11 protein-coding genes are annotated in these 13,141 nt (G+C 62.0%); 3 read left to right on the plus strand and 8 right to left on the minus strand.

Annotated features, from left to right (window positions below):
• Nucleotides 1-23 precede the first annotated feature (23 nt).
• The 3 genes from aroA to RB216_RS12815 all read right to left on the minus strand — a co-directional run bounded on the left by aroA (nucleotide 24) and on the right by RB216_RS12815 (nucleotide 3,700).
• Nucleotides 24-1,280, minus strand: a complete 1,257-nt coding sequence (gene aroA, locus RB216_RS12805; RefSeq protein ID WP_122684118.1) for a 3-phosphoshikimate 1-carboxyvinyltransferase — start codon at nucleotides 1,278-1,280, stop codon at nucleotides 24-26.
• 519 nt (nucleotides 1,281-1,799) lie between these two features.
• Nucleotides 1,800-2,354 (minus strand): UPF0149 family protein, encoded by a 555-nt coding sequence (locus RB216_RS12810; RefSeq protein ID WP_236321826.1) that lies wholly within the window; start codon nucleotides 2,352-2,354, stop codon nucleotides 1,800-1,802.
• A gap of 98 nt (nucleotides 2,355-2,452) precedes the next feature.
• The gene (locus RB216_RS12815) at nucleotides 2,453-3,700 is read right to left on the minus strand and encodes a chloride channel protein (protein WP_308908782.1); all 1,248 of its coding nucleotides are present in this window, start codon (nucleotides 3,698-3,700) and stop codon (nucleotides 2,453-2,455) included.
• 192 nt (nucleotides 3,701-3,892) lie between these two features.
• Here RB216_RS12815 and RB216_RS12820 point away from each other — a divergent pair, with 192 nt between their 5' ends.
• Both RB216_RS12820 and nudC read left to right on the plus strand, forming a co-directional pair.
• Nucleotides 3,893-4,705 (plus strand): crotonase/enoyl-CoA hydratase family protein, encoded by an 813-nt coding sequence (locus RB216_RS12820; RefSeq protein ID WP_028615967.1) that lies wholly within the window; start codon nucleotides 3,893-3,895, stop codon nucleotides 4,703-4,705.
• Between the two features lie 5 nt (nucleotides 4,706-4,710).
• On the plus strand, nucleotides 4,711-5,544 hold the full coding sequence (nudC, locus tag RB216_RS12825) for an NAD(+) diphosphatase (RefSeq protein ID WP_308908783.1): 834 nt from the start codon (nucleotides 4,711-4,713) through the stop codon (nucleotides 5,542-5,544).
• On the opposite strand, the gene RB216_RS12830 is transcribed toward nudC, so the two are convergent.
• From RB216_RS12830 to RB216_RS12840, 3 genes are all read right to left on the minus strand, one after another.
• On the minus strand, nucleotides 5,512-6,291 hold the full coding sequence (locus tag RB216_RS12830) for a TSUP family transporter (protein WP_028615969.1): 780 nt from the start codon (nucleotides 6,289-6,291) through the stop codon (nucleotides 5,512-5,514). The genes nudC and RB216_RS12830 overlap by 33 nt on opposite strands.
• A gap of 183 nt (nucleotides 6,292-6,474) precedes the next feature.
• A complete protein-coding gene (gene pcsA / locus RB216_RS12835; protein ID WP_028615970.1) occupies nucleotides 6,475-7,191 on the minus strand; it encodes a phosphatidylcholine synthase in 717 nt (238 codons plus the stop codon).
• Between the two features lie 149 nt (nucleotides 7,192-7,340).
• Nucleotides 7,341-8,255 (minus strand): class I SAM-dependent methyltransferase, encoded by a 915-nt coding sequence (locus RB216_RS12840; RefSeq protein WP_068937939.1) that lies wholly within the window; start codon nucleotides 8,253-8,255, stop codon nucleotides 7,341-7,343.
• A 191-nt stretch (nucleotides 8,256-8,446) separates the two neighbouring features.
• Between RB216_RS12840 and mdeB the strand changes: the two genes are divergently transcribed.
• On the plus strand, nucleotides 8,447-11,113 hold the full coding sequence (mdeB, locus tag RB216_RS12845) for an alpha-ketoglutarate dehydrogenase (RefSeq protein ID WP_308908784.1): 2,667 nt from the start codon (nucleotides 8,447-8,449) through the stop codon (nucleotides 11,111-11,113).
• Between the two features lies 1 nt (nucleotide 11,114).
• Here mdeB and RB216_RS12850 read toward each other — a convergent pair whose 3' ends face one another.
• Together RB216_RS12850 and RB216_RS12855 are read right to left on the minus strand one after the other, a co-directional pair.
• On the minus strand, nucleotides 11,115-11,603 hold the full coding sequence (locus RB216_RS12850) for a DUF1289 domain-containing protein (protein WP_068937878.1): 489 nt from the start codon (nucleotides 11,601-11,603) through the stop codon (nucleotides 11,115-11,117).
• A gap of 100 nt (nucleotides 11,604-11,703) precedes the next feature.
• Complete coding sequence (locus RB216_RS12855) at nucleotides 11,704-12,954, minus strand: ribonucleotide-diphosphate reductase subunit beta (RefSeq protein WP_005788524.1); 1,251 nt, start codon at nucleotides 12,952-12,954, stop codon at nucleotides 11,704-11,706.
• Nucleotides 12,955-13,141: the final 187 nt, after the last annotated feature.

Below are 13,141 nucleotides of genomic sequence, written 5' to 3' on the forward strand. Positions count from 1 at the left end.
CTCCCCATTCCGACGCCGAGCCCTCAGTAGCTCAACTGAACCCCAAGACTGCCCAGGGCCTTCCAGTAATCAGGATAGGTCTTGGCGACGCAGTCCGGGTCCTGGATGCGAATCCCCGAGACCTTCAACCCGGCCAGGGCAAAGCACATGGCGATGCGGTGGTCGGCGTGGGTGTCGATCAGCGCGTTGCAGGCGGTGCCGGCCAGGGCGGGGTCGCTGGCTACCAGCAGGTCGTCGCCTTCGATGGTCGCCAGGCCAGGGCGGATCTCGTTGAGGCCGTCATGCAGCGCCTGTACGCGGTCGCATTCCTTGACCCGCAGGTTGGCCAGTTCAGTGAAACGCACGGGTGTGTTGTTGAACGCCGCGAGCACTGCCAGGGTGGGGATGGCGTCTTGCATTTGCGAACCGACCACCGTGGCCTGCATGTTCGGGAACTGCGCGATCACGGCCTGGGCCTTGGCGTCCGGCTGGGTGAAATCCTGCGCGGCCACGCCGATGTCGATGCGGCCACCGGTCAACACTTCAGCGGCCCACAGGTAGGTGGCGGCAGAGGCGTCGGGTTCGATCAGGTAGTCGTGGGCGGTATAGCCGGTCGGGGCCACACGCCAGGTGGTGTCGTCGACTGCTTCGACTTTGGCACCGAAGGCGCGCATGCAGTCCAGGGTCAGGTCCACGTAGCCACGGGCACCGATGTCCTTGCCGGTCAGCGCCACTTCAATCGGCGCTTCGCCACAGGCCGCGAGCATCAGCAAGGCTGACACGTACTGGCTGGAAAGGCCGCCGTCGATCTCGAAACGCTTGGCTTTGATCTTGCCGACGCCGTGCACGGTGACGGGTGGGCAATCGGTGGGGCTGTCGACCTGGATGCCGTTCTGGCCGAGGGTTGCCAGCAGCGGGCCGATCGGGCGTTTTTGCATGTAGTCGTCGCCGTCCAGCACCACGATGCCTTCCACGGTGGCCGCGGCGGCAGTGAGGAAGCGCATGGCGGTGCCGGCGTTGCCGAGGAACAGTGGCTGTGGCGGCAGTTGCAGTTTGCCTTGGCCGGTGACGACGAAGGTGGTGTCGTCGGGTTCGTCGATGGTCACGCCCATTTGGCGCAGGGCTACGGACATGTGGCGGGTGTCGTCGCTCTTGAGTGCGCCGCTGAGGCGGCTGGTGCCTTTGGCCAGTGCGGCGAGCAGGAGGGCGCGGTTGGTAATGGATTTGGAGCCGGGGGGCGCGACCTTGCCATTGAGGGGGACGTTGGGCGGGGTGACGGTCACGGTTTTCTGCGAACTCAAGGTACAGGGCTCCTGATTCAAGGCACGGACGGCGGGCGGAGTTGAATAATCGGGTATAGATGTGGTGCTTGTCGAGCTTGGGGTCATGGGCGCTGATATTTACTGGGTGTATATCGTTCCAACTGTGGGAGCCGGCTTGCCTGCGATGGCGTTTGTTCGGTGTACATATCCGTTATTTGGGTAGCGGCGGCTTAGGGTTCCGCCCTTACGGCGGCTCACTTTTGAACAGCGCAAAAGTAAGCAAAACGCTCTTGCCCCAACACTCGGCACCTCGCTTAGGCTCGGTGTGCCGTAACGAAGGCTTGAATCCGTGGGCCGCCGCGATGGGCCATCCTTGGCCCAGCGCGGCTAACCCGGCGTCCTGCCGGGTTACCCACGGATTCAAGCCTGCGTTCGGCCAGCGTGTTTGACGGGGCGCCTCAGATCAAGATCAAGAGCGACTCGCTTCGCATCGTGGATACGCGTTCCTTGTAGGAGCCGGCTTGCCGGCGATGCAGGCGCCTCGGTCCCTGCAGGCTGTTATCGCTTCGCCAACCAGTAATCATGCAGTGCGCGCGCTGCCGGTTCGATTTCGCCGACGCGTTGCTGGTGTGCTTGCACATCGAGGTCGGCCGGGAGTTCGAAGTTGTCTTGTTCGGCGCACCAGGAGATTTTTTCCAGCCGTGCAGCCTGTTCTGCCGGCAGTTCCGGCCAGTTGCCGATGGCGGCGCCGCGGATGTAGCCAAAGCACCATTCTTCGGCAAGGGTCACGGTGTGGCCTTGGTGTTCGGTTTCGTCGAAGCGGGCGTTGAAGCCGGCGGCGTCGGTCGCCAGTTGTGCGGCCAGGGTGTTGAGGTGGCGCACGCACAGTTCGAGGAAGCTTTGCGCTTCGTCCATGTTGTCCCATTCCGGGTTCTGGCCGCCCCAGATCGCGGGGAACCACTCGGCCACGTCCACCTGGGCTGGGCTGGAGACCAGCGCGGTGAAGTAGCCGTCGAGTTCGGCCAGGTTCAGCACCGAGTGGTCGTCACCGTACTTGAGCAGGGTGTTTTCGATGAATTCGAATTCGGCGGCGGTGAGGGGTTGGGCGTGCATGGGGCATATCCTTTAAACGTCGAGCGCCGCGAATGGGGCGGCTTAAAGCGCGAAGGATGGCGTGTGTGCCGGGTTTTATCCAGCCTTTTGCAGCGTTTTTACCCGCGCCATTGGCACAGCTTGCTCACACACATCGAACCCACCACGGCCAGGATGATCGGCACCAGGAAGTCGTGGTCGATGCGAGTGAACTCCGCCACCAGCACAATCGCAGTCAACGGCATGTTCATGCTGGCGGCCAGGAAGGCAGCGGCGCCGATGATTGCGAATGCGCCCAGGGGCACGCCGGGCCAGACCAGGCTCCAGGCGCCGCCGAGGATGATTGCCAGTAAGGCGCCATTGGCCAGGCCTGGGGTGAGCAAGCCGCCTTCGGCGCCGGCGCGCAGGCTGCTGGTGGTGATCAGTACTTTGACCACCAGCAACAACGCCGCCAGGCCTATCGTCAGTTCATTGTCGAAACCCAGCTGCGCCGGGCCTTTGCCATTGCCGAGGATTTGCGGCAACAGCATCGCCAAACCGCCGATCAGGGTGAAGTTGATCAATGACAGCACCGGCAGGCGCCAGCCCCTGGCGGCATTCGCCCGCGCCTCGCCGGTGAGCCGCGTGAAAGCGTACGCCGCCACGCCGAAGATCGGGCCGCAGACCACCGCCCAGGCAATCAGGGCAGGGTTCAACACGAAGTGCGGGACTGCATATTGCGATTGCGCACCCAACCCGATCCACGCCACCGAGGCTGCAATCGCTGAAGTCGCCAACGCAATCACCGCCGCCGGCCAACTGAACGCGCCCACCAGCACTTCCAGCACGAACACCGCGCCACCCAGCGGTACGTTGTACACCGCGGCCAACCCGGCTCCGGCACCGCAGGCGACGATCAGGCGATGCATCTGCGGGTCGAGTCCAGCGCGCAGGGACAACCAGGTGGCGGCCAACGCCCCGACTTCCCGCGGCGCCACTTCACGGCCGAGGGGCGAACCCAGGGCCACGCTGATGATCTGCAGCAAGGCGTGGGCGAGGGTGGTCTTGGGTGGCATGATCGGCATCTTCTCCGACACCGCTTGCTTGATGCTCACCAGCGGCCTGCCGTAACGATAAATCGCCCACCAGCCCAATCCCGCCACCAGGCCGCACGCCACCAGCACCAGCAGCCGCCGCTCAGGCGGCGCCGCCGTCACGCCCAGCAGGAAGGTTTCATGGCTGACCAGGCTGTCAAGGCTATAACCGTAGGCCAGGTGCTGGATACCATGCAGCAGCAACGCCAGCAACATCCCGCCCCATCCGGCACCGATGCCGGTCAGCACGACCACCAGGGCGAGAATCAAGGATGAGCGAAACGGGGTCGGCATAGGCAGCTCCAGGCAATGGCCCTGATTGTATAGCCGATAAATCGGATGCCCTGGATGAAATGTATTGGCGCTGCATGAACCGCACGCCCACAACATTCCATTACCTTTGCCCGTCCCGTTTTTGGCCGATGTGCCGTCACGTTCCGTTGTTATAGTTCGGGCCTTATCACTCGCCAGTCAGGGATCACTGCCATGTCCGAATACCAAGCTTTCGTCGTCGAACTCACCGGCAACGTTGCCCATGTGCAGATCAACCGCCCGGAAAAGATCAACGCGATGAACGCGGCGTTCTGGACCGAAATCATCGACATTTTCCAGTGGGTCGAAGACACCGACGCCGTGCGCGCCGTGGTGCTGAGTGGTGCCGGGAAGCATTTCTCTTCCGGCATCGACCTGATGATGCTGGCCTCGGTGGCCAATGAATTCGGTAAGGACGTGGGCCGCAACGCACGCTTGCTGCGCCGCAAGATCCTTGAGCTGCAAGCCTCGTTCAATGCGGTCGACAACTGTCGCAAGCCGGTGTTGGCGGCGATCCAGGGTTACTGCATCGGTGGTGCAATCGACCTGATCAGCGCCTGTGACATGCGCTACGCCGCCGAAGGCGCGCAATTCTCCATCAAGGAAATCGACATCGGCATGGCCGCTGACGTCGGCACCCTGCAGCGCCTGCCGCGTATCATCGGCGATGGGATGCTCCGTGAGCTGGCCTACACCGGCCGCCAGTTCGGCGCCGAGGAAGCGCGCAGCATCGGCCTGGTCAATCGCGTCTATCCCGATCAGGACAGCCTGTTGGCCGGGGTAATGGAGATTGCCCATGAAATCGCCGCCAAGTCGCCGATTGCCGTGGCCGGCACCAAGGCCATGATCAGCTACATGCGTGACCATACAGTCAATGACGGCTTGGAATACGTTGCCACCTGGAACTCGGCTATGTTGCAATCCAACGACCTGCGCGTGGCCATCGCGGCCCACATGAGTAAGCAGAAACCCGAATTCGTGGATTGACTGACATGACCCCAGGCTGGATTACCACAACGCTGCTGGACAACGACACCCCTGGCGGCTGGGCCGTCGCCCGCAGCCGCGACGGCTTTTTGCATGACACCAACGGCCCGTTGTTCCCCCGGGAATGGCTCAAGCGCCAGGACCTGTCGGTGTTTGCCGAGCACGGCATTGGCCACCTTGACGGCGAGCCGGTGTACCTGCTGGAACTCAATGCACCTGCTGAAGTGACGGGTTGCAGTTGGCAGGGGTTGCGCGGTTTCATGCTGCAAGGCGATCACACCCTTTACAAGGTGCTGGGCTACGCAGCGCAGATCGGCACTTGGGCGCGGGAACACCGGTTTTGTGGGAGTTGCGGCCAGGCCATGGTCCAGGTACCACGAGAGCGCGCGATGTACTGCCGGGCCTGTGACCTGCGCAGCTACCCGCGTATCTCGCCGAGCATGATCGTGTTGGTGACCCGTGGTGACGAGATCCTGCTGGCGCGTTCGCCACGCTTTGTCACGGGGGTGTACAGCACGTTGGCGGGGTTTGCCGAACCGGGTGAGTCGGCCGAAGACTGCCTGATCCGCGAAGTGCGCGAGGAAGTGCAGGTGGAGGTCAAGAACATCCAGTACATGGGTAGCCAGTGCTGGCCGTTCCCCCATTCGATGATGCTGGGCTTTCATGCCGAGTACGCCGGGGGCGATATCGTGCCCCAGGCTGATGAGATCGAAGACGCGCAGTGGTTCAACATCCACGACTTGCCGCCGTTGCCGGCGTCACGTTCGATTGCGCGTTACTTGATCGACCTGTATTTGGCCCGCCGACTAGGTCACGCTGAACCAGTGCTGCCAGGCTAGGCGCACCGTCAGGCCGAGGACCACGGTGATGAACACCGGGCGAATGAATTTGGCGCCGCCGCTGATCGCGCTGCGTGCGCCAAAGAATGCGCCACACATCACCGACACGCCCATGGCCAGACCGACGATCCAGTCCACCGAACCATTGATGATGAACACCGTCAGCGCCCCCGCGTTGCTGACGAAGTTCATGCTGCGCGCCACACCGCTGGCTTTCACCAGGTCGATGGGGTGCAACAGCATCGTGCTCACGGTCCAGAACGCCCCGGTGCCGGGGCCGGCCACGCCATCGTAGAAGCCCAGGCCGAAGCCCTGGGTGGATTGCCATTTCTTCTTGATCGGTGCATCGGCGTCCACTGGCGCCTTGGGCGTGCCGCCGAACAACAGGTACACGCCACAGGCGAACACGATCACCGGCAGCATCTTGTTCAGGGTTTCAGCCGGCAGGTAGTGGGCGACCACGGCGCCGGTCAGCGCACCGATCAGCGTGCCGACAATGGCATGCACCCACTGGCGCGGATGGAACAGCTTGCGCCGATAGAAGGTGAAACTGGCGGTGGCCGAACCGAAGGTGGAACTGAGCTTGTTGGTGCCCAGTACCAGATGCGGCGGCATGCCGGCGGTGAGCAGGGCGGGCGTGGTGAGCAAGCCCCCGCCGCCGGCGATGGCATCGATGAAGCCGGCGATAAAAGCGACCGCCGCCAGGATGGCGAGGGTGGTGAGGTCTACGCTGAGTTCGAAGGGCATGGGTTGGGCTTATTATTGGCAGGGCGCTAAGCGAAAGGCCGCCATCTTACTCGCGGGGAGTCTGCAAATCCAAATGTGGGAGGGGGCTTGCCCCCGATGGCAGTGCTCCAGCTGACTCATCTTTAGCTGACCCACCGCTATCGGGGGCAAGCCCCCTTCCACATTTGAAGAGTGTTCACCGGGTCATTTGTGTGTTCCCAGCCACTCCAGTGCCGTGCGCCAGATACAAATCCCCAGGAAATACGCCGACATCACCGACCACAAGCCAAACGTCCACGGGTTGGTGTTCGGGTAATCCATCACCATCAAGAAGCTGCACAGCAACCAGATCGTGGTTACTGCAATATTGATCGGCATGAACCGCTTCACCCGGAACGGGTGCAGGAATTTCATCGGCGTCACGGTCAGCAGGGCCAGGCCGATCACGGTGAGCAAGGTGACCCAGGCTTCCGGCTGGATGATATAGACGCACAAGGCCACCACATTCCACGCGGCGGGGAAGCCGACGAAGTAGTTGTCCTTGCTCTTCATATTGACGTTGCAAAAGCAGAACAGCGACGACACCAGGATCACCGACACGGTAAACAGGTGGGTAAAGTCCGGCAGGTCGATATAGCGATAGATAAACAGGGCGGGGATAAACACGTAGGTGAGGTAATCGATCACCAGGTCCAACACCGAGCCGTCGAAGCTCGGCAGTACCGTGCTCACATTCACTCGTCGCGCCAGTGAGCCATCAACCCCGTCCACTACCAGCGCCAGGCCCAGCCACAGCAGGCAGGCCTTGGGTGAGTTTTCCAGCAGCGCCAGGGTGGCCAGGAAGGCCAATACCACACCGGTGGCGGTAAAGCCGTGGGCGCCCCAGGCTTTGAGTCTGGCTACATGCAGGGTCGATATCACGGGCGGTTCTCCAAAAGGTGAAACAGGGCAGCCGACGACGTGACGCCGTCGAGTCTGGCCGGGGAATGCAGGTATCGACCGGGAAGGGGGTAAGAAGGTTCACCACCCCGGTGTATCACTTAGCGTAGCAAGCGTAAGACATTTCGGCATCAGCCCTGGCGGAATACCAACGCCTTTAAGCCACTTTGCGCATCAATATCAGGAAATTCCGGCGGGTTTTGCAACCGCTCGACAAAACGCAGGCCCGGTGCTTCGCGGGTGACGCCGTCGATAAGGAAGTCTTCACCGAAGGCCGGGTCGTTCATGCACGCCAGTACGGTGCCCTGTGGCGTGAGCAGATCCGGCAGGCGGCGCAGTACGCGCTGGTAGTCCTTGGTCAACAGGAAGCTGCCTTTCTGAAACGACGGCGGATCGATGATCACCAAGTCGTAGGGGCCGTTGTTTGTGACCTTGGCCCAGGACTTGAACAGGTCGTGGCCCAGGAAGCTGACGTTGCTCAGGTCATGACCATTCAGGCGATGGTTGTCGCGGCCACGGCTCAGGGCGCCACGGGCCATGTCGAGGTTCACCACGTGGTCGGCGCCACCTTCGATGGCCGCCACCGAGAAGCCACAGGTGTAGGCAAACAGGTTGAGCACGCGCTGGCCCTTGGCCTGCTCACGCACCCAGTTGCGGCCGTAGCGCATGTCGAGGAACAGCCCGCTATTCTGTTTTTTACCCAGGTCGATCAGGTAGCGCAGGCCACCTTCGGTGATGGTCAACTCGTCGACAGGGTTGCCCGACAGCCATTCGGTGGTGCTTTGCGGCAGGTAACGGTGTTGCAGCGCGATGGTGTAGGTGCCGAACTCGGTTTGCAGCAGGTGCTTCAAGGCTTCCAGTTGTGCCGCGTCCGGTTCTTTGAACAACGCCACCAGCAGCACGCCTTGCAACCAGTCCACCGTCAGTTGCTCAAGGCCCGGCCAGCAACGGCCACGGCCATGGAACAGGCGGCGAGTTTCAGCCGGTGGGGTCGCCAGGGCGGTGAGCAGGTGGGTGTGCAGGGTGGCGAGTGCGTCTGGGGTCATCGTTAAACGTCGGTCGTTGAGCGGGCGGCATTTTAAACACAATTGCGGGCTTTCGTCCTGCTTGAGCATAACGTGCTGCCAGAAGCAAAATTGGCAGTGATTCATGCTCAAAATTCAACGTCGAGCGCCTGATAACAGGCAAAAAATCCTCCAGCACCGACATAAACTGGAAAAAAAGCCCGGAGGTGCCCATGAACGGTTTCACGAATGCGGTGATTGATCAGCAAGAGTTGGATGAGTGGCGCGACGCCCTGGCGTCCCTGGTCACGCACGCCGGCCCGGCGCGGGCTCGGCAGATCCTCGACTTGCTGGCGCAGGATGCCAGTGCGCCGCATATCGATTGGAAACCGCACCACGGCACGGCCTACATCAATAGCATCAGCGTCGAGCAGCAACCGGCATTTCCCGGCGACCTCGCTACCGAAGAACGTCTGGCCTCGCTGGTGCGCTGGAACGCGTTGGCCATGGTGGTGCGGGCCAACCAGGCCTACGGCGAGCTGGGTGGCCATATCGCCAGTTACGCCAGCGCGGCGGACTTGTTCGAAGTCGGCTTCAACCACTTTTTTCGCGCCCGTAACGAGGGCTTCGGCGGCGATCTGGTGTTCTATCAGCCGCATTCCGCGCCAGGCATCTATGCACGCGCGTTCCTTGAAGGGCGTTTGAGCGAAGACGACTTGGCGCACTATCGCCAGGAAATAGGTGGGCCCGCGCAGGGCGCACGCGGCCTGTCCAGCTACCCGCACCCGTGGCTGATGCCCGACTTCTGGCAGTTCCCCACCGGTTCCATGGGCATCGGCCCCATCAGTTCAATCTTCCAGGCGCGCTTCATGCGCTACTTGCAGCACCGCAACTTGCAGGACACCACCGACCGTCACGTCTGGGGCGTCTTCGGCGACGGCGAGATGGACGAGCCGGAAAGCATGTCGGCCCTGACCCTGGCCGCTCGCGAAGGCCTGGACAACCTGACCTGGGTGGTCAACTGCAACCTGCAACGCCTCGACGGGCCGGTGCGCGGCAACGGGCGCATCATCGATGAGCTGGAGGCCTTGTTTGCCGGCGCCGGCTGGAACGTGATCAAGTTGGTGTGGGGCTCGGACTGGGATGCGTTACTGGCCAAGGACGCTGACGGTTCGCTGGTCAACATTTTGTCCAACACGGTTGACGGTCAATTTCAGACTTTCGCCGCCAAGGATGGCGCCTACAACCGCGAACACTTCTTCGGCCAGAGCGAGTCCCTGGCCCGGCTGGTCGAGGGCATGAGCGATGAGCAGATCGACCGCCTCAAGCGCGGCGGCCACGACATGGTGAAGATCCACGCCGCCTACCACGCCGCACGGCGGGTCAAAGGCAAACCCACGGTGATCCTGGCCCAGACCAAAAAGGGCTTTGGCATGGGCGAGGCCGGGCAGGGCAAGATGACCACCCACCAGCAGAAGAAGTTGGACCGCGATGCGTTGATCGCCTTCCGCAATCGCTTCCAATTGCCGCTGACCGATGAACAGACCGAATCCCTGAGCTTTTTCAAACCGGCCGAGGACAGCCTGGAGTTGCGCTATCTGCACCAGCGTCGCACGGCGTTGGGCGGCTACGTGCCTAGTCGCGGCCAGGTCGCCGCCCCGGTCAGCGTGCCGGCCGTATCGGGTTATGCCGCCTTCGCCACGGCTGCCGACGGCAAGGAAATGTCCACCACCATGGCCTTCGTGCGCATGTTGACCAACCTGCTCAAGGACAAGGCGCTGGGGCCGCGCATCGTGCCTATCGTGGCAGATGAAGCGCGCACGTTCGGCATGGCCAACCTGTTCAAGCAGATTGGCATTTATTCCAGTGTCGGCCAGCGCTACGAACCGGAAGACATCGGCTCGATCCTCAGCTACCGCGAAGCCACCGACGGGCAGATCCTGGAGGAGGGCATCAGTGAAGCCAGCGCCATCAGTTCCTGGGTTGCGGCGGCCACCAGCTATTCGGTGCATGGCCTGCGCATGTTGCCGTTCTACATCTATTACTCGATGTTCGGCTTCCAGCGCGTCGGCGACCTGATCTGGGCCGCCGCTGACCAACGTGCCCGTGGCTTCCTGCTCGGCGCCACCGCCGGACGCACCACCCTGGGTGGCGAGGGCTTGCAGCACCAGGACGGCAGCAGCCACCTCACCGCTGCCACCGTGCCCAACTGCCGCGCCTACGACCCGGCGTTCGCCGGGGAATTCGCGGTGATCCTCGACCACGGCATGCGCCAGATGCTCGAACACGATGTGGACGAGTTCTACTACGTGACCCTGATGAACGAAAACTACCCGCAGCCCAGCCTGCCGGAAGGGGTTGAAGCGGCGATCATCAAAGGCATGTACCGCCTGCAAGGCGCCGCCGATGCCCAGGTGCGCCTGCTCGGGGCTGGCACGCTGGTACGCGAGGCGCAAGCGGCGGCACAGTTGCTGGCGGATGATTGGCAGGTGACGAGCGACGTGTTCAGCGTCACCAGTTTCAGCGAGCTGGCGCGGGATGCGCGGGAGGTTGAACGCTGGAACCGCTTGCATCCGCAGGCCGTTGCGCGGATCAGCCATGTGAATGAATGCTTGCCCAAAGGCGTGCCGGTGATTGCGGTGACTGACTATGTGCGGGCAGTACCGCAGATGATTGGCGCTTACCTGGATTCCAGCTACACCGTGCTGGGTACCGACGGCTTTGGGCGCAGTGATACACGGGCGGCGCTGCGGGATTTCTTTGAGGTGGACCGCCACCACATTGTGCTGGCGGCGCTGACGGCGTTGGTGGAGCAGGGGCGTCTGGAGGCGCGGGTGTGCCAGGAGGCGATTGAGCGTTATGACCTGCAGGCCGAACGCGCAGCCTCCTGGAATTGCTGAGTTAAAAACTGGCTATCAGTGGAGGCCCAAAAGCCTCCCTGATAAACCCCGGGGCGATATACCGCTCGTAATGCGCCTCGGACAGCAGGAAAAACTCCCGGTCAATCGCATCCCGCAGATCCGCCAGGCTGCGCTCGCGAAACTCCGGCAGCAACGCCAGCCCATACGCGTCCAGCTTGGAAATCACTCGCGCACCCCGGGCAATCAGCTGATACGCCCAGCAATAGGCCGACTGGTGCGGCATGAAGCGGATCTTGCGCGACTCAAGCTGCTGGCGCAGCAGGTGCGCATCAAACACCTCCAACTTGCTGGCCATGACCTGTACCAGCAATTGCTCCAGGCGCAGCCAAACCGCCTGTTTCTCGTCGGCGTTGTAGCCGTTCCACTGGATCACTTCATGGTGGTAACGCTTGCAGCCCCGGCAGACCAGGTCCCCGTAAACGGTGGAACACAGGCCGACGCAGGGGGTCTTGATGGTTTGATTGGGCATAAAAACTATTTAACGGGTATCAACACCAAACCTGTAGGAGCCGGCTTGCCGGCGAAGGCGCCCGCATGATCGCCATCGCCGGCAAGCCAGCTCCTACACGTTAGTCCCAGCTCAGCGCGCCGCCGGTCTGATACTCGATCACACGGGTTTCGAAGAAGTTCTTCTCTTTCTTCAAGTCCATGATTTCGCTCATCCACGGGAACGGGTTAGTCGTCCCCGGATACTCTTCTTTCAGACCAATCTGCGACAGACGACGGTTGGCGATGAACTTGAGGTAGTCCTCCATCATCGCCGCGTTCATGCCCAGCACACCGCGTGGCATGGTGTCGCGCGCGTATTCGATCTCCAGCTGAGTCCCTTGCAGGATCATCTGGGTCGCTTCTTCCTTCATCTCGGCATCCCACAGGTGTGGGTTTTCGATTTTGATCTGGTTGATCACGTCGATACCGAAGTTCAGGTGCATCGACTCGTCACGCAGGATGTACTGGAACTGCTCGGCCACGCCGGTCATTTTGTTGCGACGGCCCATGGACAGGATCTGGGTGAAGCCGCAATAGAAGAAGATGCCTTCCAGCACGCAGTAGTAGGCGACCAGGTTGCGCAGCAGCTCTTTGTCGGTCTCGACGGTGCCGGTTTCGAACTTCGGATCGGAGATCGAACGGGTGTACTTCAGGCCCCAGGCGGCTTTTTTAGCGACCGATGGAATCTCGTGGTACATGTTGAAGATCTCGCCTTCATCCATGGCCAACGATTCGATGCAGTACTGGTAGGCGTGGGTGTGGATCGCTTCTTCGAAGGCCTGGCGCAGGATGTACTGGCGGCACTCCGGGTTGGTGATCAGGCGGTACACGGCCAGCACCAGGTTGTTGGCAACCAGGGAGTCGGCGGTGGAGAAGAAGCCCAGGTTGCGCATGACGATGCGACGTTCGTCGTCGGTCAGGCCTTCAGGGTTTTTCCACAGCGCGATGTCGGCGGTCATGTTGACCTCTTGCGGCATCCAGTGGTTGGCGCAGCCGTCGAGGTACTTCTGCCAGGCCCAGTCGTACTTGAAGGGTACGAGCTGGTTGAGGTCGGCGCGGCAGTTGATCATGCGCTTTTCGTCAACGGCGACACGGGCGGCGGAGCCTTCCAGCTCGGCGAGGCCTTCGGCGACGTCGAGTTTGTCGAGGGCGGCCTTGGCGCGGATGATCGCGGCGGAGTCGTTGGCGGTCACGTTACGGGCTTCCAGCGCGGCGGCGGCGCCGGCACCGTCGAGGCGGTCCATGTTGGCTTCGCTGGCGTGGCCGGCGTTGGCGCCCTTGATCACCGCTGCACCGGTGTCTTCGTTGTCGACTTCATCCCAACTCAGCATTGAAATTCTCCTTCCTGGTCTGTTCTGACGGCGGGCGATTGCTGATCACCCTGCCTGTAAAAATGAGGGGGCCAACGCCAGGCCAAAGGCGGTCGATGTTCAATCTAGCGTAGCCGCGAAAATGCAAGGTCGCACACTATGTAGTGGTGTTTTCTTGTGTGCGGCACACTATATGGGGTTCGTTTGA

This window comes from Pseudomonas canadensis, from assembly GCF_030980095.1.
In the GTDB taxonomy this organism is placed as follows: Bacteria; Pseudomonadota; Gammaproteobacteria; order Pseudomonadales; family Pseudomonadaceae; genus Aquipseudomonas; species Aquipseudomonas canadensis.

Coding starts and splice junctions, on each gene's coding strand:
- RB216_RS12850 (WP_068937878.1), bottom strand. CDS start 11,603: ATGCCCAATCAAACCATCAAGACCCCCTGCGTCGGCCTGTGTTCCACC.
- RB216_RS12810 (WP_236321826.1), bottom strand. CDS start 2,354: ATGCACGCCCAACCCCTCACCGCCGCCGAATTCGAATTCATCGAAAAC.
- RB216_RS12820 (WP_028615967.1), top strand. CDS start 3,893: ATGTCCGAATACCAAGCTTTCGTCGTCGAACTCACCGGCAACGTTGCC.
- RB216_RS12830 (WP_028615969.1), bottom strand. CDS start 6,291: ATGCCCTTCGAACTCAGCGTAGACCTCACCACCCTCGCCATCCTGGCG.
- RB216_RS12840 (WP_068937939.1), bottom strand. CDS start 8,255: ATGACCCCAGACGCACTCGCCACCCTGCACACCCACCTGCTCACCGCC.
- RB216_RS12855 (WP_005788524.1), bottom strand. CDS start 12,954: ATGCTGAGTTGGGATGAAGTCGACAACGAAGACACCGGTGCAGCGGTG.
- RB216_RS12815 (WP_308908782.1), bottom strand. CDS start 3,700: ATGCCGACCCCGTTTCGCTCATCCTTGATTCTCGCCCTGGTGGTCGTG.
- nudC (WP_308908783.1), top strand. CDS start 4,711: ATGACCCCAGGCTGGATTACCACAACGCTGCTGGACAACGACACCCCT.
- mdeB (WP_308908784.1), top strand. CDS start 8,447: ATGAACGGTTTCACGAATGCGGTGATTGATCAGCAAGAGTTGGATGAG.